Raw genomic sequence first — 24209 nt, 5'->3', positions numbered from 1 at the left:
AAAGGCCCGGCGCTTGAACGCCGGGCCTTCAAAGGATCGCGTCAGGCGACGTTGAGAACAGCCTCCGGCGCGTAGGCATCATAGCCGAGCGCCTCTGCCACAGGCCCGTTCGTCACCCGGCCCTTGTGCACGTTCAGACCGGCACGCAGGTGACGGTCCTCAGCGATCGCCTTAAGGCCGCGATCGGCGAGTTGCAGGCCATAGTAAAGCGTGGCGTTGTTCAACGCCTGTGCCGAGGTCACCGGCACCGCGCCCGGCATATTCGCGACGCAATAATGCACGACGCCGTCCACCTCGTAAGTCGGATCGGAATGCGTCGTCGCGTGTGAAGTCTCGAAACAACCGCCCTGGTCGATGGCGACATCGACAATGACCGCACCCTTTTTCATACCGGAAAGCATTTCGCGCGTGACGAGCTTGGGGGCCGCCGCCCCCGGGATGAGTACGGCGCCGATCACCAGATCGGCGGAAAAGACTTCCTCCTCGAGCGCATCGATCGTCGAGAACCGGGTGTGAACGCGGCCGTTGAAGATATCGTCGAGTTGACGCAGGCGCGGGATCGAGCGGTCGAGGATCGAAACGTCCGCACCGAGACCGGCGGCCATCTTGGCCGCATGCAGCCCGACAACGCCACCGCCGATGATGGCGACCTTGGCGGGCAACACTCCCGGCACGCCGCCAAGGAGGATACCACGGCCGCCATTCGCCTTCTGAAGCGACGTCGCGCCAGCCTGGATGGCAAGCCGCCCGGCGACCTCCGACATCGGCGCGAGCAGCGGCAGTCCACCGCGTTCATCCGTCACCGTTTCGTAGGCGACCGCCGTAACGCCAGAGTTGAGAAGTCCCTTGGTTTGCTCGGGATCCGGCGCCAGATGCAAATATGTGTAAAGAATTTGGCCTGCTCGCAGTTGGGTCCATTCGGATGGCTGCGGTTCTTTGACCTTGACGATCATGTCCGACTTTTCGAACACTTCCTTGGCCGTCGAAACAATCCGCGCTCCTGCGGCGCGATAAGCGTCGTCGTCTGCCCCGATCCCTGCCCCGGCCTTGCTTTCGACGATCACCTCGTGACCATGGGCGACATATTCCCGTACCGAACCGGGCGTCAGACCTACACGGTATTCATGGTTTTTGATTTCCTTCGGGCAACCGACACGCATCTAGCGTTCCTCTCCTGTCTGTGGGCTTTGCGCCGCATTGATGACGCGCCCAGCAAAACAGATGGTCTTGCGAATGTCCTTGCAAAGAGATGTCTACCACCGCATTGTTTTCGAATATTGTTGCGCGCCAAGGCAAAATGATGAAGGAAATCCCGAATGAGCGAGCTCGACACCATTGATCATGCGATTCTGCGCATCCTTCAGCAGAACGGCAGGATATCCAATGCGGATCTCGCGGCGAAAGTCGGCCTTTCCCCCTCTGCCTGCTCCAGACGCGTCGACATCCTCGAAAAATCGGGCACGATCAGCGGCTACCACGCCCGCATTGCCCACAAGGCGCTCGACTACAAGATCATGGTCATCGTCCACATCTCGCTGTCGGGCCAGTTCGCGAAGACGCTTGCGGAATTCGAGGCTGCCGTAAAACTCTGCCCCAATGTGCTGGTCTGTTATCTGATGTCTGGCGAATACGACTACATCCTGCGCGTCGCGGCCAAGGATCTGGAGGATTACGAGCGAATTCACCGGGACTGGCTGTCGGCGCTGCCGCATGTCGTCAAGATCAATTCGAGCTTTTCGCTCCGCGAGGTCATCGATCGGCCGAATGTCGGCATTTGAGCGTATCCAGCGTCGCCAATCCCATTCCGCGCTGGGGCGGCGTCGAATGGGCAAGATTCCGCCGCTTTGCCTTGCAGGTGCCTTCCGCCATAGTCTCCGGTATTCCAAGTGTATTCCCACTTGCTGCAGACTTGCCACGCGTCCGCGGAGAGTTTTTTCAACATGGAGACAGCGATGCCGTCGATGACTGCCCTTCCCCCCATTTCGCGCCGTTCGCTGCTTGGCGGCCTCGCCGCCTCCTCTGCCCTCGCGATGCTTCATCCCTTTTCCGCGCGCGCAGCGGCGAACCAGGCACACCTGCGCATCATGGAAACGACGGACCTGCACGTGCACGTCTTTCCCTACGACTATTACGGCGACAAACCGAACGACACGGTGGGCCTTGCCCGCACCGCCTCCATCATCGATGCGATCCGCGCCGAAGCGACGAACTCCGTTCTCGTCGACAACGGCGACTTCCTTCAGGGGAATCCCATGGGGGATTACATCGCCTACGAGCGCGGCATGAAGGAAGGCGATCTGCACCCGATCATCGCCGCGATGAACGTGCTCGGCTATGATTGCGGCACGCTCGGCAATCATGAGTTCAACTACGGCCTGGACTTCATGTTCAAGGTGCTGAACGGGGCCAATTTTCCGATCGTCTGCGCCAACCTGACCAAGGGCGCGCTTGCGGCGAACGCACGCCAGGACGCGCTGTTCCTCAAGCCCTACGTCATCCTCGACCGCAAGGTGAAGGATGGCGCCGGCCAGGACCATACAATTCGCATCGGCCTGATCGGGTTCGTTCCACCGCAAATTATGACCTGGGATGCGAAGAACCTAGAGGGCAAGGCGAATGCGCGAGACATCGTGAAGACGGCTGAAGCCTGGGTGCCGCAGATGCGCGAGGAAGGCGCCGACATCGTCATCGCGCTTTCCCACTCCGGGATGGGACGGCAAAATTATGCCGAAAACCTCGAGAACGCATCGGTGCCTCTGGCTGCCATCGACGGCATCGACGCCATCGTGACCGGTCACAGCCACCTCGACTTTCCCGGACCGAAATTCGAGGGCTTCGCCGGTGTCGACAATACGAAGGGACTGATTTCCGGCAAGCCGGGTGTGATGGGCGGCTTCTGGGGCTCGCATCTCGGTCTGATAGACCTGCTCCTCGAGCGTGACGGCAGCGCGTGGCGGGTGATCAGTTCAACGAGCGAAGCTCGCCCCATCTATCGGCGGGAAGAGAAGAAGGTGATCGCCGAAGTCGGCGATAAGCCGGAGGTGCTGGCAGCCGCAGCGAAGGATCACGAGGCGACGCTTGCCTATGTCCGCACCCCGGTCGGCAAGACTTCGGCACCGCTCTATTCCTATTTCGCCCTTGTCGCCGACGACCCCTCGGTCCAGATCGTCAGCCAGGCGCAGATCTGGTACATCCGCGACATGCTCAAGGACACCGAGCACAAGGACTTGCCGGTGTTGTCCGCGGCGGCTCCATTCAAGGCAGGCGGTCGTGGCGGCGCCGACTATTATACCGATGTGCCGGCAGGCGATATTGCCATCAAAAACGTTGCCGATCTCTACCTCTATCCGAACACGGTACAGGCCGTCGTTATCAATGGCGACCAAGTGGCCAACTGGCTCGAGATGTCGGCCGGCATCTTCAATCAGGTTGCTCCCGGATCCGTCGACGCGGAACTGATCAACGCGGGCTTCCCGTCCTATAATTTCGACGTGATCGACGGCGTCACCTATGAGATCGACCTCTCACAACCGGCGAAGTTCGACAAGGACGGCAATCTCGTGAGCACTGCGGCAAAGCGCATCCAGAACCTGCAATATGACGGCAAGGCGATCGATCCCACGCAAAGGTTCGTGGTGGTGACCAACAACTATCGGGCCGGCGGTGGCGGCAACTTCCCGGATATCGCTTCCGATAAGGTGATCTTCGTCGCGCCAGACACCAATCGCGATGTCATCGTCCGCTACATCGTCGAACAGGGAACGATCAACCCGTCGGCCGATGCGAACTGGAGATTTGTGCCGCTCAAGGACACGAGCGTGCTATTCGACAGTAGCCCCAAGGCAAGACAGTTCCTGTCACAGGTGAAGGCCGTTGCGATCGAAGACGCCGGCGAAGGCGCCGAGGGATTCGCCCGATTCCGTATCAAGCTCTGAGGCACCGAACGTGGAGGTGGGCCGGCACGCGCTATAGCGAGAAGCCGGCCCGCCGTATTCGCATTCGGTATCTTGTCGCCGGATACGACCCGCGGCCGGAAGCTAACGCAAACGTTGAGGAAAGCTCTCTAAGCCACCATTATACGATGATATTCGTTGGCCGACGTCATGCAGTGTGGCGTTACACCGGCCTGGACGGCGAGTCGTCCTGAAAGAGCGCGGCGCGTTGCTCGTCGACGATCTGCCGGCCCTTTCGCAGAGCCGCGTCGATGGCATCCTGTTCGGACGCGAAAAGGTCGGCGCGAATGAAGGTGCGCACTTTCACGCCGGCATCGAGCATCGTCTTTTCGATGCTGCCTGCCAGGCGATATTGCGGCCCCTCGCGCATCGGAGTCGCGCGGATCAAGCAATCCCCATAGGATTCCGTCTTGCCAGCGCCCTGCGCCGCTTCTTCTTTGGAACCACCGGAGAAGCCGAACAATTTCGAGAAAAACGATGCCATGTCTCACAGTTAGCGGTGGCCGCCGGTGCTGTCAAAGGCTAAGTGCACGGCAATGCCGTCCACCTGCTCGACGCAGAGATCAGATGACGAGATTGGCGAGAATCTCGTTCTCGGTAATGTCCTGGTAGCGTAGGCCAGCCGCATCGAAGCGCGCCTTCAGGGCCGGGAAGTTTTCTGCGTGCTTGGTCTCTATGCCGATGAGGACCGAGCCGAAATTGCGCGCCGACTTCTTCAAATACTCGAACCGCGCAATATCGTCCTCGTCGCCAAGCAGATTGAGGAAATCGCGTAGCGCGCCGGGGCGCTGGGCCATGCGCAGGATGAAATATTTCTTGAGCCCGGCATGCCGCATCGCCCGCTCCTTGACGTCGGGAAGGCGCTCAAAGTCGAAATTGCCTCCGGATACGACGGCAACCACCGTCCTGCCTTCCAGCCGTTCGCGCCCGAGGACCTCCAGCGCAGTTATGGAAAGTGCGCCGGCGGGCTCCAGAACCACACCCTCGACGTTCAACATGTCTATGATCGTCAGGCAAATCGCATTCTCCGGCAGCAACATCACCTGCTCCGGCGCAAAGGCAGCCAGCGCAGCGAAGTTTAGGTCGCCGACGCGCGCGACAGCCGCCCCGTCGACGAAATTGTCCACCTGGTCGAGTGTGACGACACTGCCGGTCTCGAGGCTCCGCTTCAGGCTTGGCGCTCCCGCCGGTTCGCAAAATACGAAACGATCGCTCGAAAGCGTGTCGGCGAGATAGCCGGTGACGCCCGCGGACAACCCGCCACCGCCGACCGGCAGGGCGACAAGATCGGGAACGACACCTCCCGGCAACTGCTCAGCGATTTCGGCGGCCACCGTCGCCTGTCCTTCGATGATGTCCGCATGGTCGAAGGGCGGCACCATGACGCCGGCAATCGCTTCGACATGATCGCGCGCCGCCTGATAGCACTGGTCGAAAATGTCGCCGACGAGGCGGATCGTAATGAACTCGCCACCAAACATGCGAGTCTTGTCTATCTTCTGCTGCGGCGTCGTCACCGGCATGAAGACGACGCCCGGAACGGCGAAGTGGCGGCAGACAAAAGCAAAGCCCTGCGCATGGTTCCCGGCCGAAGCACAGACGAAGGTCTTCCCCGCGGCCCCGGCGGCAAGAGCCTTGCGGAAGAAATTGAAAGCGCCGCGGATTTTGTAGGAGCGTACGGGCGAGAGATCCTCGCGCTTCAGGTAGACGGTCGCATTGTAGCGGGCGCTGAGGTGATCGTTGAGTTGCAGCGGCGTCGCCGGAAAGATTTCACGGAGCGCGAGCGCTGCATTTTCAACATCCTGCTTCATCACTTAGGGTCATCCGTTGCGTTACCGATGCCTGACGCTATCGCACATTGCCTCGCGCGAGGCCATCGATTTGACACGAATCGATAGGGCAAGCCAGTATGCCCACTGCTGCGGGCGACCGCCGGCCTGTTCGACAATTGTTTCCGGGAAATCGAAGCTTGAATGCAACCCTGTTCCGTCCACATCGCGGCGATCCTCGGCCTCTATCTTTCCGGCGCGATGTTGGTCCCGGCACTGGTCGACCTCTACTATGGACATGCGGATTGGGAGATTTTCGCTGTAACGGCCTTCCTGACCGGTGGCCTGTCGGCGGCGACCTTCATGGCGACCCGCGCGGGACCTCCGCCGTTCTCGAAAAAGTTCGGCTTTCTTCTCGTCAACCTGCTCTGGCTCGCCTTCTCCGTCGTCGGCGCAATCCCGCTCTGGCTCTCCTCGCTCGACCTTGATTTCGCTCAAGCGCTCTTCAGTCCGTTTCCGCGATTACGACCACCGGCTCTACGGTCATCGTCGGGCTGGACAACGCACCGCCCGGCCTTCTCGTCTGGCGCTCGCTCCTCTGCTGGCTCGGCGGTATCGGTATCGTCGTTCTCGGTCTCTTCATCATTCCCTATCTGCGGGTCGGCGGCATGTCCTTCTTCAAGATGGAATCCTCCGACACGAGCGACAAGCCGTTTGCCCGCATCGCAAGCTTCAGCCGCGCCTTTCTCGTCGTCTATGTGACGATCACGCTGCTCTGCGCGATCGGCTACGATATGACTGGCATGAACCGCTTCGATGCGATCAATCACGCGATGTCGACCGTCGCCACCGGTGGCTTTTCGACCCATGATGCGTCATTCGCCTATTTCGGCAGCATTTCACTGCTGTGGACCGGCACTTTCTTCATGGCGCTTTGCAGCCTGCCCTTCTCCATCCTGATCGTGCTCGTCGTCCGCGGGCGCCTTGACGCACTGCGCGACCCGCAAATCAGCGTCTTCCTCGGCTATCTCACTGTGTTTTCGGTGGCCGTCGCGGTCTATCACCGGCTGGCGAACGGCGTCGAATTTCATCTCGCGCTGGCGCACTCGTTCTTCAATATCAGTTCGATCCTGTCGACCAGCGGTTATGCGAGCGAAGATTATAGCCTGTGGGGGCCTTTCGTCGTCATGACCGCGTTTATCGCCACCTTCATGGGCGGTTGTTCCGGCTCGACCGCCGGCGGCATCAAGGCCTATCGATTCGTCGTGCTCTTCAACGCAATCCGCTCCGGATTGAACAAACTCGTCTATCCGAATGCGATCTATGCGGTGCGCTACGGCAACAACACCGTCGATGCGGATACGCAGCGCGCGATCTTCCTGTTTTTCATAACCTATATTCTGCTCTGGGTTTTCGGCAGCCTGGCGATGGGGGCGCTTGGCTATGATCTGATCACGGCGGTCTCGGCAGTCATCACCTGCCTCTCCAATGTGGGTCCCGGCCTCGGCAGCATTATCGGCCCGGCCGGCAACTTTTCGACGCTCGAGGACCCCGAACTCTACCTCTTGTCGCTGATGATGCTGCTCGGACGCCTCGAGGTCCTAACCGTTCTCGTGATCCTGACCCCGGTCTTCTGGAAGCACTGAGTGCCTTGATTAGCATCGACTTGGCAATGCCTTGACTTGGCGTGGCAAATACCGAAAGTCTTGAGGCAATGGGCACAGGGGAGGAACTCGATGCCGAAACACCTGCTCTTGCTTGTAACAGTGACTGCCGCGAGCATTGCGACGCCCGACGTGGCAGCTCTGGCAGGTCCGCTTTCTGAAGCCGCCACGAAAGCAGAACAGCAGGCGACCTCGGGCGATGCGGCGGGTGCGCGGGAGACGTTGAGGCAGGCAGTGAGCGATTTTTCCCAAACGCTTCCGTTCGCGATCGGCAAAGCGGTCTTCGTCACGGCCGAACCGGCTGGCTATGCCATGTACGAGCCCAAGGCCGACCCGACCTTCAAGGCCGGAGAAGCAATCGTATCCTACGTAGAGCCGGTTGGGCTCACCTGGAAGGAAGCGAGCGCCAAGGGCAAGATCCAGACACGTTTCACGGTGGATTTCGATATCCTCAACCCAAAGGGCGAAATCCTCGCCAGTCAGAAGGCATTCGGCGATTTCACCTTCACCGGTTACCTGCGCAATCAGGAAATCTACTCGACCCTGACAATCGACGTGACCGGCGCGCCGGCCGGCGACTATGTGCTGCGCTTCCATTTCAATGATATCAACAGCGGCAAGAGCGCGACCGTCGACCAGCCCTTCAAGATCGCCGCGCAATAGGTCATGCTGAACAGAATTACGACAATCGGTTTCGATGCCGACGATACGCTGTGGCAGAACGAACAGTTCTATCGCCTCACCGAAGAGCGCTTCGTCGATTTGCTGAAGGACCACACCGACCCGAAGGAGTTGCCCGCGAGATTGCTCGCGGCCGAAAAGCGCAATCTCGGCCTCTATGGCTTCGGCATCAAGGGATTCACCCTATCGATGATCGAGACCGCGCTCGAGGTAACCGGCGGCAACCTGCCGCCGTCCGTGATTGCCGAAATTCTCGCCGCCGGACGGGAAATGCTTGGCCATCCGGTTGAACCGCTGCCGAACGTCCAGGAAACGCTCGAGGCCCTCGCCGGTCGCTTCCGCCTCGTCATGATCACCAAGGGCGACCTCTTCGATCAGGAACGAAAGCTGTCCGCCTCCGGTCTCGGCGACTTCTTCGCCGCCATCGAGATCGTCAGCGACAAGACCACGTCCACCTATGAGAGGATATTCTCGCAACACGGCGACGGACCGTCGAGGAGCCTCATGGTCGGCAATTCGCTGAAGTCGGACATCGTCCCTGCGCTGGCGGCGGGCAGCTGGGGCGTCTATGTCCCGCACGCCCTCACCTGGTCCTTCGAACATCACGAGAGACCGGAATCCCATCCGCGTTTTCATGAAATCGCCGACCTCGGTCAGCTTGAAACGCTATTGCGCAAAATTGCCAGATGATTGATGGCCGGCCGTGCAAGGAGGCCTTGGTGCAGCGAACGGGAGAAAGTTCGAACCAACTATGGCTGGCGATTCTTGAAATGTCCACGTGGGTGGACGTCCTAGCACACACGAGCCTACACTAGGATCACTCCGGATTGACGGCTTTGGTGTCAGAACACGGATCGCGCTGTGCGGACGCTATCCGTGTCACGGGGTATAACCAACATAGGCGCAACGCCTTTCCGCCTGCGTCTGTCCTGACGATCGTCTGACAGTCCTGCCTCGGCACGCTCGGCCTGCTGTTCTGGCTTAGCTTGACCAATGCCCACCCGTGGCCCCCGGACAGGCAGCATATTTCGCGTGGAGGCGACGGAAAGTGGAATGCGTCATCCTCTTCCATTTGCTTGGGGGGACGATGCCATTTAACGAAATTCGTCGACAGGTGAGCGGCGTTACGCAACGCACGCTCACAAACCAATTGCGGGAACTGGAAGAGGACGGCCTCGTCCAGCGGAAGGTCTACGTTCAGGTGCCGCCAAAGGTCGAATACAGCATTTCGCCTTTAGGCAGGAGCCTTGAACCGATCCTCAACGCCTTAAAGACTTGGGGTGACGACAATATCGGTCGCTTCGGCAAGCCGATCGACACCATCGCGGCCTGAGTTTTCTGTTGCTCGCTTTACGTGCTATCAGCCAGACTGGTGAATTGCCGCGACTGTCTAGCCCTCGCGACCTCCTCAACCATTGAGACGACCGCTTTTGCCAGCTCCCCGTCATTATGGGACGCTCGGATATGAACCTGAGGCAGGTCGGGCAAGCCAACGGTTTTTGGCACCTCGACAAGTTCACCCTGCGCCAGAGACAGGGGCAACGGAGCAATGGCAAGATCGGCCCGGAGAGCCGCAGCCTGTCCCATGAGCGTATCACTGTCATAGGCGATCCGGTACGCCCGCTCCGACGCATCCAGCGCCTTCAGCGCGACCGCGCGCCACGCGCATCCGGTCGCAGCGACGGCCAGCGGCAGCGGATTTTCCGACGAGGCTCGACCGCCGCGCGCCATGAGCCAGACCAGCGGTTCGGACCATATTTTCCGGGAGGCTATGACCGGCGGGCCGACATCGTTGAAGAGAACGACATCGCTTTGGCCTGCCGAAAAACAGTTCATGATGTCCGTAGACGCGCCGAGCCGCACATCTACGCGGATGCGCGGATAGCGCTCCGCCACCCTGCGAAGCAAGTCCGGCACAAGTGAAATTCCAAGATCATGTGGCGCCGCGAGCGCCAGCCGCCCTTCAAGGGCTGATCCGCGGAACAGCGCCAATGTCACGTCATTGAGAGACAGGAGATTGCGCGCCTGATGCAACAGCAGATCGCCGTGCTCGGTCAGCGCGACCCGGCGCGCGTTCCGTTCCAGCAACCTGTAGCCCAGCACCTCCTCGAGCTTGCCGATCTGGAGGCTGACCGCGGATGGCGACAGATTGACCCTTTCCGCAGCGTGCCGGAACGATCCTGTTTCATGGATGGCCACGAAACTGCGCAAGGCATCGAGGTTCATGGTCCGGGCCGGTGTCGCATTCATGATTGAGTCTTTCTCATTTATAGAGCCATATAATATCGCTTTTATAATCCTTTGTCGCCTCCTATCACGTTGCCAACCCGTGGAGGCACACATGACTTCTTCTCGCAATATTGCTCTCGGCCTGTTCTGGGCCTGGCTGGCGATCCTCATCTGGTCCGGCTCACTCGTCCTTCTACGCGTGGGGGTCACCACCGGCCTAACGGCCTATGACCTGACGGCTCTGAGGTTCGGCGTGGCCGGGGCGCTCTTGCTGCCGGTTTTGATCCGGAAAGGTACGGGAGTCGACAGGCCGAATCTGATCAGCGTGCTGCTGATGATCACCATGTTCGGAGCACCCTACGTCTTGCTGCTGTCGCTGGCAGTGAGGACAGCGCCAGCCGCTGCGGCGGGCGCCCTCAACCCAGGTGTCATGGCGATCGCTTCAGTGATCATGGCCCGGACGATCTACCGCGAAACGCTGGGGGCGGCGCGCGCGCTCGGCATCGCCTTAACCGCTCTGGGTGTCGTAGGTTTCCTCTTCGAGGGAGATGTTGCGTTCGGCCACGCTATTTTATTGGCCACAGGCATCATGTGGGCGGGCTACGCGGTCATTGTGCGTTCAAGACGCGTCCCGGCCCTCACCGCGACAGCTCTCGTCGCTGTCGGTTCCGCAGCGCTTTATCTGCCGGTCTACGTGCTGGCGTTACCGAAACAGATCGCCGATGCATCGTTGCCGACTATCCTGCTGCAAGCCGGCTTTCAGGGCGTCCTTGTTACCACCATCGCGGTCTATGCCTTCAGCCGCTCCGCAGAACTGCTGGGTCCTGTCGCGGGAACCAGCCTGCCAGCCCTCATCCCGGTCGTGACGCTTGGGCTCGAAATACCGGTGCTGGGGGAACCGCCGCACTTGGGAAACGTCGCAGGCGTATTCCTGGTGACCTTCGGGGTCGCCCTTGTCCTTGCCGGGAGAAGACTTGCAGAAAGCCCGCGCAAAAAACCGGTCGTGGAAAGATGACGGGGTTCATTCTCCACGCCACAGAAGCTCCCCGGCTTTCGGGCCGCGGATCCAACTGATCATATCCAACAAAAGGAAAAACGATGGCGAAATTCGTTCTGGTACATGGCGCGTTCCAGGGTGGCTGGGTTTATGCGCGCATTGCCCGTATCCTTCGGGAGGCGGGGCACGAGGTCTACACCCCGACTTTGACCGGGCTTGGCGAACGGTCCCACTTGGCTGACAGCGCGATCAACCTCAACACACACATTCGGGACATAGCCAATGTCTTCAAATACGAGGATATCAACGATGCGATCCTGTGCGGCCACTCCTATGGCGGTATGGTGATAACCGGCGTCGCCCATGAAATCGGTGAGCGCATCCGTACGCTCTTCTACATCGACGCCTATGCGCCGGCCGATGGGCAGTCGCTCGTCGACATCACAGGCGCCGAAACCGCCTTGGCCTTTCTCGACCAAGCGAACGGACACAATGGCATGATCCCACCTATTCCGGCTGCCATATTCAACGTGAACGAGGCGGATGCTGCCTGGGTCGATGCGCTGTCAGTGCCGCAGCCGCTTGCGACGTTCGTTCAAGGTGTCCAGGCAGGCGCGGATTCGGCGCCTGTCGCCAATCGCACCTACGTATTCGCGACCGCAAACGGCGGAGATTGGTTTGTCTCGACCCATGCCCGGCTGAAAGACCATCCGCGGTGGAAGGTCCACACGGTGCCGTGTGGCCATTCGATCATGCTCGATTGTCCGGCGGAGCTGGCCGCGCTGCTCCTGGCAGAAGCAACGCGCTGAGATCGCACCGCTTCGCCGGGTCGCAGTCCCCCTCAAGACGCCGGAAGCGGCCTGGTGCGAGCGTCCCAGCCCGTCAGCGCGACCTGCGCAACCGCTTCCAGCTCGGCGCGCCCGACCCCGTCGCGCGCCAGGATGGACATGCCGAACTGAATGGTCTGCACGAAGCGAGCGAGCGCATGGATGTCGGTCGAGGCTGGAATTTCGCCATCCTCTACGGCCCGGCCGAGGCGCGCCTCCAGGCGCTCGAGCGTCGCGGCGCGCGCGGTGCGAACACGTTCGCCGAGTTCCGCATGGCCTTCGCTGCCGACGGAGGAGAGCGTCACCATGCAGCCCAGCGGAAGATCCGCGACACAGCCCGTCAGGGCGGCAGCGGAGTCCATGAGTAAGGAGGCGACCGCCTCGCGTGCCGTGGCCGCGGAGGAGAACCCACCCCACACCAGCGCCTCGTTGCTCCGGTGATAAAATCCCAGCGCCTCCGTATAAAGCGCCTCCTTCGAGCCGAAGGCCGCATAAAGGCTGGGCGATCCGATCCCCATCGCCTCGGTCAGATCGACCATTGAGGTGGCCTCGAAACCCTTGAGCCAGAAAAGGCGGGTGGCCTGAGCCAAGGCGGCTTCGCGATCAAACGCGCGACGGCGGCCCCGCGAGCGAGTGGGCGAGGATTCGCATTTCCGAGGGTCTTGGTCAGATTTCTGCATCGAACGTTATATAATCTTTCGCCCTCCGGTCGGCAACGCTCCACATTTTGTGCTGATCGATACATAAATATCTTGACACGCTGCAACCGTTGCCCCAGTTATTATGTGTCGATCATTACAGAAAGGTTTAATGATGACTGAATTGAGTGGTAAGCGGGCGCTCGTCACCGGCGCCTCGCGCGGGATTGGCGCCGCCATCGCAATAATGCTCGCCGACAAGGGCGCGGATGTCGCCATCACCTACGAGCGTTCGGCGGACCGTGCCGCGGAGGTCGTCAGGGCAATCGAGAACAAGGGTCGCAAATCGGTTGCCATCCAGGCGGACAGCGCCGATCCGGCGGCGGTGAAGCGATCGGTCGATGAGGCGTTCCAGGCGCTCGGCGGCCTCGACATTCTCGTCAACAACGCCGCAATTGCGCTCTACGATACGATTGCCAATATCAGTGTCGGCGACATCGATGCCCTGCTGAGCGTCAATGTCCGGTCGCCCCTGCTTGCCTCGCAGGCCGCCATTCCGCATCTCAAGGAAGGCGGCCGTATCGTCACCATCGGCTCGGCCGGCGCCGAACGCATCGTCGGCGACACCGGCACGGTGTACTACATGACGAAATCCGCGCTGCATTCTTTCACACGCGGCCTTGCGCGCGAACTCGGATCCCGTGACATCACCGTCAACCTGGTCCAGCCGGGATCGACGGATACGGACATGAACCCGGCCAATGGTGAATTCGCCGATTTCCAGCGCTCGCTCAGTCCCCTTGGCCGTTTTGGCAAACCGGATGACATCGCCGCCGCCGTAGCCTTCCTGGCAAGCCCCGCGGCAAGGCAGATCACCGGCGCGATCCTTACGGTCGACGGCGGTCAAACCACCTGATCGGGCGGCGCGAGATACCGGGACCGACGAAGGTTGGTCCCAGCAGCGGTAGCAAACGGCCTGGATATCATTACCGCAGACTTCGCCGCCGCCAGGTGGTGTAAGCGTGTTTGTTCAACACCTGGGTCGAGGACCTGACTGCCTCATGATGATGACATTCCGGCCCGGCGGCCCGAAACCGCCGGACCGGGTCGTTTCAGCGACTAATTCGAACCTTTCCGCTGAACATCCCGCCTTTAAAGACTGATCTTTCGCAGCCACTCCTTCCTCTCGATCCGATGCCCTTGCGCATCGAACCCTGCCTGGCCCTCAGTAAACGGAGACCCCCGAGGGGCGATGAATGGACATATGAGATCAAGTGGGACGGTTGCAGAATCTGCGTTCATCTCGAGAATCGGCAGGTGCGAACCCTGACACGCGATGGGCACGATTGGACGCACCGGTTCCCGGCCATCGAAGACAGTGTGAAAGGACTGCGATCCTAGATGCCGAGGCTGTCGTTCTGGATGAAACTCGGACGTGCCAACTTCGACAAGTTGCAGCAGTCGCTCGGCGGACGGCTCGGGAAGAAGTCCTCAGACGTCGCGGTCATGATGGCATTCGACGGCGCAAAACCAAGTAGCGGGTTGCCGCCGTGCCGATATCCCACAAAGCATGAAAAAGCCCCAGCCAGAGGGGGGAAGCCGGGGCTTCTCTAAGATCTCGCCGTGCAGCCGCCCTTTCGGGAGGGGCCGGGCGCGACGCGGGCGATGCGGGCAGAATATTTCCCGTCCCTAATATTATGCCACCGAGACAGCCTCGTTGAAACAGTGAAAATTAGGGGAAGACAGCGAAATTTAGGTGCTCGGCTCCTCTGGGTTCCAAGGGGCGTCTCGGCAACATGACTGCCATGTTGGGTGGAAAAGCAAAGCCCCATGCGGGAAGAAAATATTACCCGGCAGCCTTAGATTGCGCCACCGCGACAGAGACCGGCAAGTCAGGTGAGCTAGGCCGTGGCTAAATCTGGCCTATCAACGAAATGGGGCTGCGGGCGCGCTGTTGCATGAACCGGCCAGATGATCGAGGCCGCAAGGCGCTTGCAAGAAACGCTTTTGGTCGAGGCGCAAAGGTCGCCAACCGAGTCAAATGCGCTAAGCCCCGGTTCGGCGAGGCGAAAAAGAGGGACCAGGAGATATTTTTCTCCCTTCGGCGTACCCTAATCCGTACCCTAGAAATTTTCGAGCCTTCGCAAGCGATCTCAAATGTTTCCGTTTTATGTAATTATTTCAATATGGTGCGGACGACGGGAATCGAACCCGTACGGGCAAGCCCGAGGGATTTTAAGTCCCTTGCGTCTACCAGTTTCGCCACGTCCGCCTGCGGCCTAGATCAAACACTTAGGAGATTCAGTCAAGCGAATGTTTTGCGGCTTATGCCCTTGCTTTCTGTGGCGTCCATTCTGAAGTCTGTTCGGGCCATGGAGGCTCCCTAGCGCCGGCCAGATGCCGCGTCATCATCCTGAGCGAAAAATTGCACGAACCCCTGATTCGCCAGGGGTTCAATCACCGCCCGTTGCTGGCAAGCTAGGCTGCCTCGAAATTTTGTCCTTACATTGATGACAGAGGGTACTGGCGTGCGTCCGCTGCAAGCGTCATCTGATGTGCCTTTGTTTCCGGAAGACCTGGACACGCTTCAGCGTGTATTCGATCGCCTCTGCGACGAGCATCGATGGCCGCGCGACAGCGCGCCTGCCCAAAGGTACGGCAGAATGCTGATCGAGGCCTATCAGGCCGGAACCACCAATGAGCGTCACCTTCTCATGGCCGGCCGCCTGTTCGTGAACAGGTCGCGCGAGGCAAGGAGTTTCGTGTGATGACGGACGTCCGGGTCAACCGCGACGAAATGGACGAAAGGCGCCGTCGCATCGTTGCGGTGAAGGAAGCTTTTGCCAGCGCCATCGCTGCGCGCCAGGCAGAATTGCACGCGCAGAAAACGCTCCGTCGGCGCTCGGTCTGGAGGGTCCTCCTCCTCGGCAAGAAATCATGAACGGCCACGAGGCGCTGTAAGGTTTTCTCAAAGATTCAACGTTTTGCGAGATTTTATTCGCAAAACGAGATAACCCATCTATACGCGAACCGATCATCGCAAATCGCTGTGGCACAGCCGGGAATGCTGACAGAAATTGACAGCATCGGCTCCTATAACCCCGCCGTTGGAAAAAGGGAGACAACTGTGCTCAAGCCCAATCTCATCCTCTTATATGTTCAAAATCCTGCGGAAAGCTCAGCGTTCTATTCGCGCCTGTTCGGCCGCCAACCGTCGGCGTCGTTTCCCACCTACGTCGCGTTTGATTTTGATGGCGGCCTCAGTTTTGGGCTGTGGTCGATGAGTGCTGAGAACTTCCAAGCGTCCGGAGAAGGCAACCGCACCGAACTCGCTTTCATGGTGGAGGATGATGCCGCAGTTGAACGGCTCTACGACGCCTGGTGCCGAGAGGGCGTGACGATAGAACAGGAACTGATGACGGCAGTCTTCGGCCGCACATTCGTCGCTCTCGATCCCGACGGCCATCGGCTTAGGGTTTGTACGCCGGACGGTTGAAGGCCGGCGGCAGCGCTCAGCAGCCGCGCAGAAAACGTCCCGTCATTCGCTCAGCACGAATGGCGGGATAACGGGCTGACGCGAGGCGACACATCACAACATCTCGCGGTGAGATTCCGGGCCGGTCTCAGTGGTAATAAAAGCAGTCGCAGTCGGCCTTGTAGGCGTCTTCTCCGCGCCAGACTCTGACCGCCAGTTTCGACGATTTTCCGCTGTCGTCCAACCTCAACCCAAGCAACGACACCGCCGCTGCCTTCGGGTTGGGTGCGTCGACTTCGATAACCGATCCGACCTGATGAACGCCCAACCGGGCGGTCCAGGTGAAGATTTGAACGCTATAATGCAATTGGAAATCCTCCGTCGCGTTGTCACCGCGTACGGGATGGCGTCGTCAGGGGCAGATACGCTCGAACCCAACTGCCCCTTCAAGCATCTTCAGCCATCCTCGACGGTTGCTTCAGGTCGATCTCCCCCATCGGCGTGCTCGAAATGCCAATTTCCCTTCTCATCCTGGAAGCTGATTTCCTCGTCGTCGCCGCCGACTTGCTGTTCGGCCGCTGCGGCTTTTGCGGCCGCCATCGCCATCTCGCGACTGGGAAAGGGCTCTGAATACGCGTCGGCTGCCTTGTAGGCCCAGCCTCCGTCGTGTGGAACGATCGAATAAGTGATCCGCGCCATTCTTCACTCCCCTGGATTTCCCGGGACAGTTCCTGTCCCTGGGGCAGACCGTCGCCGCACGGTCCCTGCTGCTCCTCCTCATCAATGGCATTTTCATGCCGAGCGGGGGCGATGTTAGCACAGAATGACGCCGCTAGGCCACTTCCGCGATGATTTTGGCGCCTTTCGAACCTTCGTGAAATTTCAAGGCGCAGCCCTCGCCGGACTGTGCCAAAGGTGCCTGGAACGGAGCCATCAGGACGCGAGCTTTGCAGCGATCCCCGAGACCGCCTTCCGCGGCGGCATAAGCCATCTTTCGATATGCCCATAGGCCGAATAGTGGAAAACCAGTATCTTAGCCATCATGATACTCCTGTCAGGCAATTCCACTTGATCGTCGCCTCGCACAGGATTTATCAAATGGCATATCGTCGCCAGAGCGTGGGCGGTCGACGGACTGTCAAGCTTCTTCAACAGCGATGAGATCGACCGGACGATCGCCAACAATTCAGGAGCACCAATGACCACTGCCAGGATCGTCACCGCAGCCATGCTTGCCATTGGCGATGAGCTTCTCTCCGGCCGAACGAAGGACAAGAATATCGGCCATCTGGCGGAGATGCTGACCATGGTCGGCATCGATCTGCGTGAGGTTCGCATCGTGGCGGACGACGAGGAGGCAATTGTGGACGCGGTCAACGGGTTGCGAGGCCGTTATGACCATGTCTTCACATCAGGCGGCATCGGGCCGACACATGACGACATCACCGCAGATGCCATCTCCAGGGCATTCGGAGTCGAATGCGTGCACGATCCCGAAGCGATGGCGTTGCTCGGCGCCATGTATGAACGCCGTGGCATGGAGTTTACCGATGCGCGCCGACGGATGGCGCGCATGCCGGTCGGCGCCACCCATATTTCCAATCCCGTGTCGACTGCGCCCGGCTTCAGAATCGCCAACGTCTATGTCATGGCCGGCGTGCCTCAGGTCTTCCAGGCGATGCTCGACAGCTTGCTGCCCAGCCTCCAGACGGGGACACCGGTGCTTTCACGCACCGTCCGTTCGCCCTATGGCGAAGGCGAAATTGGCGGCCCCTTGACAGAGGTCCAGAAGAAACATCCGGAAACGAGCATCGGCTCCTACCCCAAGTTCGACGGCAAGAACTTTTCGACCGATATCGTCATCCGCGCTCGCGACGCTGCCGTGCTCGCTGCGGCCGAAGTCGATGTCATGGCAATGATCGAGGCAATCGCCCGTTCCCGCTGACCGTCAGCCAGCACGGTCCGGCGCTCGACAAGCGGACGAGCGCAGGACGCCAAGCGATGGATGACAACTCTTGCCGCCCCTTGCGTTCCGGGCTTCATTTTCAGTATTGCATATCCAAATCGTGGCGAAGCGCGCTGCGCGACCCTTCGGTCCGCCGCGGCGCTTCGCAACCTGTATTCGACTTGAAGCCGGAGCCCGCACATGTCTCTTCCAGATAAAGCCTTTCCAGTATCCTGGGATCAGTTCCACCGCGATGCCCGCGCGCTCGCGTGGCGGCTGGCCGACAACGGACAGGAATGGCGTGCAATGGTCTGCATCACCCGCGGAGGGCTCGTCCCGGCTGCAATTATCTGCCGTGAACTCAATATCCGCATGATCGAGACCGTATGCATTGCCTCCTATCACGACTATGACACGCAGGGGCAGATGAAGGTCCTCAAGGGCATTTCCCCGGAAATCGCCAAGGATGGCGGCGAAGGCGTGTTGATCGTCGATGACCTGACGGATACCGGCAAGACTGCCGTCGAAGTGCGCGCAATGCTGCCGAAAGCCCATTTCGCCGCTGTCTATGCAAAGCCGAAGGGACGCCCGCTCGTCGACACTTTCGTGACGGAAGTCAGCCAGGATACCTGGATCTATTTCCCCTGGGACATGGGCTTCACCTATCAGGAGCCGATCGCCAAGGGCACGCGCGGCTGAGGCTCCTTCGCGGTACGGCAGCGCCGCGCGTCTAATCAGACGCGCAAACGACACGATGGCACTTTCGCTGCGATTTAAGGAAACATGCGCTAGTCACGGAAGCGGCGGAATGCATTCGACGAGCGTCTCCGCCGTCATGCCGCGACCTGCGCGCGTACCGGCTTCCCCGTGACGCCAGACCGCCGCGGCGGCGGCCTCGAAGGCCGGCATGCCCTGCGCCAGGTGAGCACCGACGATACCGGCAAGGACATCGCCCGACCCTGCCGTGGCAAGCGATGGCGGAGCATTGGCGTTGACGACGGCGCGGCCCGATGGAGCGGCGACGACCGTGTCAGGTCCCTTGTAAACGACGACCGCGTGGCTCAGTCTCGCGGCAGCTTGCGCTTTTTCAATCTTGGACAGCGCGGTGTCTGCGGCGATCTCGGGGAATAGCCGCGCGAACTCGCCCTCATGCGGCGTCATCACCAGCCGCCCCCCGCTGCCGGCGGTTCGTTCGAAGAGTTCCGTTCGGCTCTTCTCGAAAGACGTCATTCCATCGGCGTCGAGGACCAGCGCCCGATCGCAAAGCATCAGGGCAAAGTCCCTCGCCTTCTTGCCGACGCCGAAGCCAGGCCCCAGCACGAACGCGTTCACCCGCTTGTCCTTGAGCCAAGCCGCAAGGTCTTCAGCGCCCTCAATTTCCTTCAGCATAACCGCCGTAAGGTGGGACGCATTGACAGCGAGCGCTTCTGCCGGTGACCCCAGCGTCACCAGACCGGCTCCTGCCGCAAGGCCGGCGGTCGCCGACAGGCGCGCCGCACCAGTCGCGAGTGAACCGCCCGAAAGCACGCCCAAATGGCCCCGTCGGTACTTGTGCGTGGCCGGATCAAGGGCGCTGGCGTGCGATCCCCATGTGGTTGGTGTATTGAGCCGCAAGTCACCGGCCATCTCGCTGACCAGCCGCGCCGGGATGCCGATGTCGAATACCTCCAGGGTGCCGCAGCGGACGCGCCCGGGCATGAGCAGATGGCCGGGCTTGCGAGCCATGAATGTGACGGTGTGTGCCGCAGCGAAGGTCGCACCGCAGATCTCCCCCGTGCGCCCGTCGACACCAGAGGGCAGGTCAACGGCGATTACCGGCACGTGGCTCTCACTCACCCGCGCAATGGTCCTTTGTGCCTCTGCCGGAAGATCGCGCGTAAGCCCTGCCCCGAATAAGGCATCGACGACAACGTCACCAAGCTGAGGCTCGTATGCAGCAAGCGGTTGCACGGCCAGTGGGCAAGCACCGTGCGCTCGCGCGGCGTCGCCTTTCAGCGTTTCCGGATTACCGAGCGCGAACACCGCCACGTCGGCACCCGCTTCCGCGAGTGCGGAAGCTGCGACATAACCGTCGCCGCCGTTGTTGCCGGGTCCACAAAGCGCAACGAAACGAAGCGCTTCCGGAAAAAGCCGAAGGGCCGCTGCCGACACCGCCATTCCGGCCGAACGCATCAACGCGAAGCTATCGATGCCCGAAGCGGCGGCCGCATTGTCGATCGCCGTCATTTCGGCCGGGGTCACCAGAACGTCTCGGAGCGGGTCAAGCATGAAGCAGATCTAACCGCGCCGAAGGCCTCAAGGCAAGAAGGCGTGCGCACCAAACCAAATGATAATTTTTTATGCATTTGCACATTATTGGTGCTCAAATAACGTGCTTATGGAGCACGTCGCAGCAATGTTGCCAACATCAAATGATCATCTTTCATAAAAAATAGGCAGAATGGCCAAGGAGGTGGAGGGCAATCCCGCCGACAGCGCCGCGCGTCTTATCGGACGCGCAAAGGGTGCTGTAGCACTTTGAATTGCTGCATGTCTTTGTCCTCAAATCAACGTCGATTTAAGGAGACATGCAGTAGGCCGGATGAAGCTGTGAAAATTCACTATCCGGGGTTTCATTCTGCGACAAAACTGGCACGCTACGTGCATATTGGAGGCCGAGCGGGCATGAACCTGCTTTAAAGGGAGAAGCGGAGAGACATTTTCTCATGAAAAAGATCGAAGCGATCATAAAACCCTTCAAGCTGGACGAAGTGAAGGAAGCTCTTCAGGAAGTCGGCTTGCAGGGGATCACCGTCACGGAAGCAAAGGGCTTCGGACGACAGAAGGGACATACGGAGCTTTACCGAGGCGCCGAATATGTCGTGGACTTCCTGCCGAAGGTGAAAGTCGAAGTCGTGCTGGCAGACGAAAACGCAGAGGCCGTCATCGAGGCCATTCGCAATGCCGCGCAAACCGGCCGCATCGGTGATGGAAAGATTTTCGTGTCCAATGTGGAAGAAGTAATCCGAATCCGCACCGGCGAAACAGGCCTCGACGCCATCTAATCACCTAATCACGCCATCAAATCCCGAGGGGCCGTCCGGCCCCGATTTTTCAAACCTCGTCATCTCAAAACAGGGACTTACAAAAAATGACGACTGCGAGTGAAGTTCTGAAGCAAATCAAGGACAACGACGTCAAGTTCGTCGACCTGCGCTTTACCGACCCCAAGGGCAAGCTGCAGCACGTGACGATGGATGTCGTCTGCGTCGACGAAGACATGTTCGCCGACGGCGTCATGTTCGACGGCTCCTCGATTTCCGGCTGGAAGGCTATCAACGAGTCCGACATGGTGCTGATGCCTGACCCGGAGACGGCTCACATGGACCCGTTCTTCGCCCAGTCGACCATGGTCATCCTCTGTGACATTCTCGATCCGGTTTCGGGCGAGGCCTACAACCGCGACCCGCGCGGCACGGCGAAGAAGGCGGAAGCCTACCTCAAGGCCTCCGGCATCGGCGACACGGTCTTCGTCGGCCCGGAAGCGGAATTCTTCGTGTTCGACGACGTGAAGTACAAGGCCGACCCGTACAACACCGGCTTCAAGCTCGACTCCTCCGAACTGCCGTCCAACGACGATACCGATTACGAGACCGGCAACCTCGGCCACCGTCCGCGCATCAAGGGCGGCTACTTCCCGGTACCGCCGATCGACAGCTGCCAGGACATGCGCTCCGAAATGCTGACCGTACTTGCCGAAATGGGCGTCACGGTTGAAAAGCATCACCATGAAGTGGCCGCTGCCCAGCACGAGCTCGGCGTCAAGTTCGATGCGCTCGTGCGCAACGCCGACAAGATGCAGATCTACAAATACGTCGTGCACCAGGTTGCCAATGCCTACGGCAAGACCGCGACCTTCATGCCGAAGCCCGTCTTCGGCGACAACGGCTCGGGCATGCACGTCCACCTCTCGATCTGGAAGGACGGCAAGCCGACATTCGCCGGCGACGAATATGCCGGGCTTTCGGAGACCTGCCTCTATTTCATCGGCGGCATCATCAAGCACGCCAAGGCGCTGAATGCCTTCACCAACCCGTCGACGAACTCCTACAAGCGCCTGGTCCCGGGTTATGAAGCGCCGGTTCTGCTCGCCTATTCGGCCCGCAACCGCTCGGCTTCGTGCCGCATTCCGTTCGGCAGCAACCCGAAGGCCAAGCGCGTCGAAGTCCGCTTCCCGGACCCGAGTGCGAACCCCTACCTCGCTTTCGCGGCCATGCTGATGGCCGGTCTCGACGGCATCAAGAACAAGCTTCATCCGGGCAAGGCGATGGACAAGGACCTCTACGACCTGCCTCCGAAGGAACTGAAGAAAATCCCGACGGTTTGCGGCAGTCTGCGCGAAGCGCTTGAAAGCCTCGACAAGGATCGCAAGTTCCTGACGGCCGGCGGCGTCTTCGACGACGACCAGATCGATTCGTTCATCGAATTGAAGATGCAGGAAGTCATGCGCTTCGAAATGACGCCGCATCCGGTCGAATACGACATGTACTATTCGGTCTAAAGAAAATGGACCGGTCGGCATGCCCGGTCCGTTTACGACAGTAGAAGAAGGCGGGCCTCGTTCGAAGCCCGCCTTTTTCATGGGCAGTGCCTCTAAGAACGGTTCACCGCAGACCTATTGATGTTCGGCACGCGGCAACCCAGATTATTGTCTGAAAGGATGTGTTGCGTCATGAAACAAAGAAACGCGAAATTTGAGATCGGACAGGTGGTTCGCCACCGGGTCTTCCCGTTCCGCGGCGTCATCTTCGACGTCGATCCGGAATATGCCAACACCGAGGAATGGTGGAATGCCATCCCGCCGGAAATTCGGCCAAGCAAGGACCAGCCCTTCTATCATCTCTTCGCCGAGAATGACGACACCGAATATGTCGCATATGTTTCCGAACAGAACCTCGTTTCCGACGAAAGTGATAGGCCGATCCGCCACCCGCAGGTGAGCGCCTTGTTCAAGAAGGAAGCCATCGGGCATTACAAGCCGAAGGCGACCTATCAGCACTGAGGATATCGGGGCGTTCCGCCGATTGCCAACTGAGACGCTCCGGCACTTTGGTCCCGGAGCGTTTTGTTGCGCGACCGACAGAGGCAGGAGCAGTCCGTGATGTCGGCGCAAGCTTCGCCCACCTAGAGCAATTCCAGGAAAAGTGTGTAACGGTTTTCCGTCCGAAATTGCGTAATTTCAAATAGTTGGATCATTTCGCTGTTTCAAAGAAACAATGAAATGATCTCGGGAACCGGGCGATGGGTCCCCGACAAAAAAAGCCCGGCAAATTACCGGGCGTTTCTTGATCCAGGAATGAGCGCGATTACTGCTGCTTAGCGGCCTTCTGGGCCTCTTCCAGTTTCTTGCGGGCGTCTTCTGCTTTCTTCTGCATTTCTTCCTGCAACAGGCGCTGGCGTTCTTCCAGCTGCGACTGTTCGATCGGCTCGCCGTCAAAGACGCCGGTGAAACCTTCCAGCGTCATCTTGATCGGGTTCGGGGCGCGCTGGAAGTTGACCGACGTGAAGACGACGTCGTTGCCCTTCTTCAGATTGGCAATCAGCGCATCGGAAAGCGGTGCTTCGGCAACACACTTGTCCGGCATGCAGATCGCATAGTCGAGCTTGACACCCTTGCCACCATCGATCTGCATCTGGACACCCGGAGGAATCATACGAGCAGAAGGTACGGAAACCTGCAGAACCTTGCGGTTGATTTTGCCGGAGACGGTGATGAGGCCGACAGCAGTGATGAGCTGACCATTGTTGGCTGTGAGCAGGTTCTGAACGATGCAGACGTCGTTGTCTTCCTGCTTGGTGCAAACCTTGAACCAACCCTGCGGCGGCTTGCCTGCCTGCGCGAAAGCAGCGCTCGGAGCGCCGGCGGCTGCAACAGAGAGCGCCAGCGCTGCCATTGACGCGCGATTGGTGAAGTTCGACTTGAAGATCATTGTGATTCCGTCTCCTGAAATCCGGTTCCGGAACAAACTGTTCCGATGGTGAATATCGTCAG

24 protein-coding genes, 1 tRNA gene and 3 pseudogenes are annotated in these 24209 nt (G+C 59.8%); 18 read left to right on the top strand and 10 right to left on the bottom strand.

Annotation, left to right across the window (positions count from 1 at the left end):
* Positions 1–41 precede the first annotated feature (41 nt).
* On the bottom strand, positions 42–1160 hold the full coding sequence (gene ald, locus RB548_RS07410) for an alanine dehydrogenase (protein ID WP_331374300.1): 1119 nt from the start codon (positions 1158–1160) through the stop codon (positions 42–44).
* A gap of 156 nt (positions 1161–1316) precedes the next feature.
* On the opposite strand from ald, the gene RB548_RS07405 reads away from it, so the two are divergent.
* Positions 1317–1778, top strand: a complete 462-nt coding sequence (locus RB548_RS07405) for an Lrp/AsnC family transcriptional regulator (protein WP_225109939.1) — start codon at positions 1317–1319, stop codon at positions 1776–1778.
* 183 nt (positions 1779–1961) lie between these two features.
* Positions 1962–3935, top strand: coding sequence for a bifunctional 2',3'-cyclic-nucleotide 2'-phosphodiesterase/3'-nucleotidase (locus tag RB548_RS07400; protein ID WP_331374910.1), 1974 nt, complete (start codon positions 1962–1964; stop codon positions 3933–3935).
* A gap of 181 nt (positions 3936–4116) precedes the next feature.
* On the opposite strand, the gene RB548_RS07395 is transcribed toward RB548_RS07400, so the two are convergent.
* Entirely contained in the window at positions 4117–4437 is a 321-nt protein-coding gene (locus RB548_RS07395) for an HlyU family transcriptional regulator (protein ID WP_331374299.1), read from the bottom strand.
* 79 nt (positions 4438–4516) lie between these two features.
* Entirely contained in the window at positions 4517–5764 is a 1248-nt protein-coding gene (gene ilvA / locus RB548_RS07390) for a threonine ammonia-lyase (RefSeq protein ID WP_331374298.1), read from the bottom strand.
* Between the two features lie 162 nt (positions 5765–5926).
* On the opposite strand from ilvA, the pseudogene RB548_RS07385 reads away from it, so the two are divergent.
* The 4 genes and pseudogenes from RB548_RS07385 to RB548_RS07370 form a co-directional block, all read left to right on the top strand.
* Positions 5927–7368, top strand: a pseudogene (locus tag RB548_RS07385) (TrkH family potassium uptake protein).
* Positions 7369–7458: 90 nt separating this feature from the next.
* On the top strand, positions 7459–8049 hold the full coding sequence (locus RB548_RS07380; protein ID WP_331374297.1) for a hypothetical protein: 591 nt from the start codon (positions 7459–7461) through the stop codon (positions 8047–8049).
* Positions 8050–8052: 3 nt separating this feature from the next.
* On the top strand, positions 8053–8757 hold the full coding sequence (locus RB548_RS07375; protein WP_331374296.1) for an HAD family hydrolase: 705 nt from the start codon (positions 8053–8055) through the stop codon (positions 8755–8757).
* Positions 8758–9107: 350 nt separating this feature from the next.
* Positions 9108–9400, top strand: a pseudogene (locus RB548_RS07370) (winged helix-turn-helix transcriptional regulator); the annotation flags it as partial.
* A 17-nt stretch (positions 9401–9417) separates the two neighbouring features.
* On the opposite strand, the gene RB548_RS07365 reads toward RB548_RS07370, so the two are convergent.
* The gene (locus tag RB548_RS07365) at positions 9418–10317 is read right to left on the bottom strand and encodes a LysR family transcriptional regulator (RefSeq protein ID WP_331374295.1); all 900 of its coding nucleotides are present in this window, start codon (positions 10315–10317) and stop codon (positions 9418–9420) included.
* Between the two features lie 91 nt (positions 10318–10408).
* Here RB548_RS07365 and RB548_RS07360 point away from each other — a divergent pair, with 91 nt between their 5' ends.
* Both RB548_RS07360 and RB548_RS07355 read left to right on the top strand, forming a co-directional pair.
* The gene (locus tag RB548_RS07360) at positions 10409–11311 is read left to right on the top strand and encodes a DMT family transporter (RefSeq protein WP_331374294.1); all 903 of its coding nucleotides are present in this window, start codon (positions 10409–10411) and stop codon (positions 11309–11311) included.
* Positions 11312–11394: 83 nt separating this feature from the next.
* Positions 11395–12102 carry an alpha/beta fold hydrolase gene (locus RB548_RS07355; protein ID WP_331374293.1) on the top strand — a complete coding sequence of 236 codons (708 nt, stop codon included), beginning with the start codon at positions 11395–11397 and terminating at the stop codon, positions 12100–12102.
* 32 nt (positions 12103–12134) lie between these two features.
* Here the strand turns inward: RB548_RS07355 and RB548_RS07350 are convergent, their stop codons facing one another.
* Positions 12135–12800, bottom strand: a complete 666-nt coding sequence (locus tag RB548_RS07350) for a TetR/AcrR family transcriptional regulator (RefSeq protein ID WP_331374292.1) — start codon at positions 12798–12800, stop codon at positions 12135–12137.
* A 133-nt stretch (positions 12801–12933) separates the two neighbouring features.
* Between RB548_RS07350 and RB548_RS07345 the strand changes: the two genes are divergently transcribed.
* Positions 12934–13674, top strand: a complete 741-nt coding sequence (locus RB548_RS07345) for an SDR family NAD(P)-dependent oxidoreductase (protein ID WP_331374291.1) — start codon at positions 12934–12936, stop codon at positions 13672–13674.
* Between the two features lie 206 nt (positions 13675–13880).
* Positions 13881–14279: pseudogene (locus RB548_RS07340) on the top strand (ATP-dependent DNA ligase); the annotation flags it as partial.
* 666 nt (positions 14280–14945) lie between these two features.
* On the opposite strand, the gene RB548_RS07335 reads toward RB548_RS07340, so the two are convergent.
* Positions 14946–15030: transfer RNA gene (locus tag RB548_RS07335), tRNA-Leu, on the bottom strand.
* Between the two features lie 256 nt (positions 15031–15286).
* On the opposite strand from RB548_RS07335, the gene RB548_RS07330 reads away from it, so the two are divergent.
* The 3 genes from RB548_RS07330 to RB548_RS07320 all read left to right on the top strand — a co-directional run bounded on the left by RB548_RS07330 (position 15287) and on the right by RB548_RS07320 (position 16254).
* A complete protein-coding gene (locus tag RB548_RS07330) occupies positions 15287–15526 on the top strand; it encodes a hypothetical protein (RefSeq protein WP_331374290.1) in 240 nt (79 codons plus the stop codon).
* Complete coding sequence (locus RB548_RS07325) at positions 15526–15699, top strand: hypothetical protein (protein ID WP_331374289.1); 174 nt, start codon at positions 15526–15528, stop codon at positions 15697–15699. The genes RB548_RS07330 and RB548_RS07325 overlap by 1 nt, the downstream gene beginning before the upstream one ends.
* A 186-nt stretch (positions 15700–15885) precedes the next feature.
* The gene (locus RB548_RS07320) at positions 15886–16254 is read left to right on the top strand and encodes a VOC family protein (protein WP_331374909.1); all 369 of its coding nucleotides are present in this window, start codon (positions 15886–15888) and stop codon (positions 16252–16254) included.
* A gap of 127 nt (positions 16255–16381) precedes the next feature.
* Here RB548_RS07320 and RB548_RS07315 read toward each other — a convergent pair whose 3' ends face one another.
* Positions 16382–16600, bottom strand: a complete 219-nt coding sequence (locus tag RB548_RS07315) for a hypothetical protein (RefSeq protein ID WP_331374288.1) — start codon at positions 16598–16600, stop codon at positions 16382–16384.
* An 89-nt stretch (positions 16601–16689) separates the two neighbouring features.
* Positions 16690–16932, bottom strand: a complete 243-nt coding sequence (locus RB548_RS07310; protein WP_331374287.1) for a DUF2188 domain-containing protein — start codon at positions 16930–16932, stop codon at positions 16690–16692.
* A gap of 499 nt (positions 16933–17431) precedes the next feature.
* Between RB548_RS07310 and RB548_RS07305 the strand changes: the two genes are divergently transcribed.
* Together RB548_RS07305 and gpt are read left to right on the top strand one after the other, a co-directional pair.
* Positions 17432–18178: a competence/damage-inducible protein A gene (locus RB548_RS07305; protein WP_331374286.1), complete on the top strand. Its 747-nt coding sequence runs from the start codon at positions 17432–17434 to the stop codon at positions 18176–18178.
* Positions 18179–18379: 201 nt separating this feature from the next.
* Positions 18380–18877, top strand: a complete 498-nt coding sequence (gene gpt / locus RB548_RS07300; RefSeq protein ID WP_331374285.1) for a xanthine phosphoribosyltransferase — start codon at positions 18380–18382, stop codon at positions 18875–18877.
* Positions 18878–18970: 93 nt separating this feature from the next.
* Here gpt and RB548_RS07295 read toward each other — a convergent pair whose 3' ends face one another.
* The gene (locus RB548_RS07295; RefSeq protein ID WP_331374284.1) at positions 18971–20446 is read right to left on the bottom strand and encodes an NAD(P)H-hydrate dehydratase; all 1476 of its coding nucleotides are present in this window, start codon (positions 20444–20446) and stop codon (positions 18971–18973) included.
* Between the two features lie 437 nt (positions 20447–20883).
* Here RB548_RS07295 and RB548_RS07290 point away from each other — a divergent pair, with 437 nt between their 5' ends.
* The 3 genes from RB548_RS07290 to hspQ all read left to right on the top strand — a co-directional run bounded on the left by RB548_RS07290 (position 20884) and on the right by hspQ (position 23219).
* Complete coding sequence (locus RB548_RS07290; RefSeq protein ID WP_003528058.1) at positions 20884–21222, top strand: P-II family nitrogen regulator; 339 nt, start codon at positions 20884–20886, stop codon at positions 21220–21222.
* An 86-nt stretch (positions 21223–21308) separates the two neighbouring features.
* Positions 21309–22718 (top strand): type I glutamate--ammonia ligase, encoded by a 1410-nt coding sequence (glnA, locus tag RB548_RS07285; protein ID WP_153436440.1) that lies wholly within the window; start codon positions 21309–21311, stop codon positions 22716–22718.
* A gap of 171 nt (positions 22719–22889) precedes the next feature.
* Positions 22890–23219, top strand: a complete 330-nt coding sequence (hspQ, locus tag RB548_RS07280; RefSeq protein WP_331374283.1) for a heat shock protein HspQ — start codon at positions 22890–22892, stop codon at positions 23217–23219.
* 304 nt (positions 23220–23523) lie between these two features.
* On the opposite strand, the gene RB548_RS07275 is transcribed toward hspQ, so the two are convergent.
* Positions 23524–24147 (bottom strand): invasion associated locus B family protein, encoded by a 624-nt coding sequence (locus RB548_RS07275; RefSeq protein ID WP_331374282.1) that lies wholly within the window; start codon positions 24145–24147, stop codon positions 23524–23526.
* Positions 24148–24209: the final 62 nt, after the last annotated feature.

It is taken from the genome of Sinorhizobium chiapasense (assembly GCF_036488675.1).
GTDB classification, from domain to species: domain Bacteria; phylum Pseudomonadota; class Alphaproteobacteria; order Rhizobiales; family Rhizobiaceae; genus Sinorhizobium; species Sinorhizobium chiapasense.
Note: the sequence above shows the minus strand (reverse complement) of the source record. Positions and strands in the feature narration are given on the sequence as shown.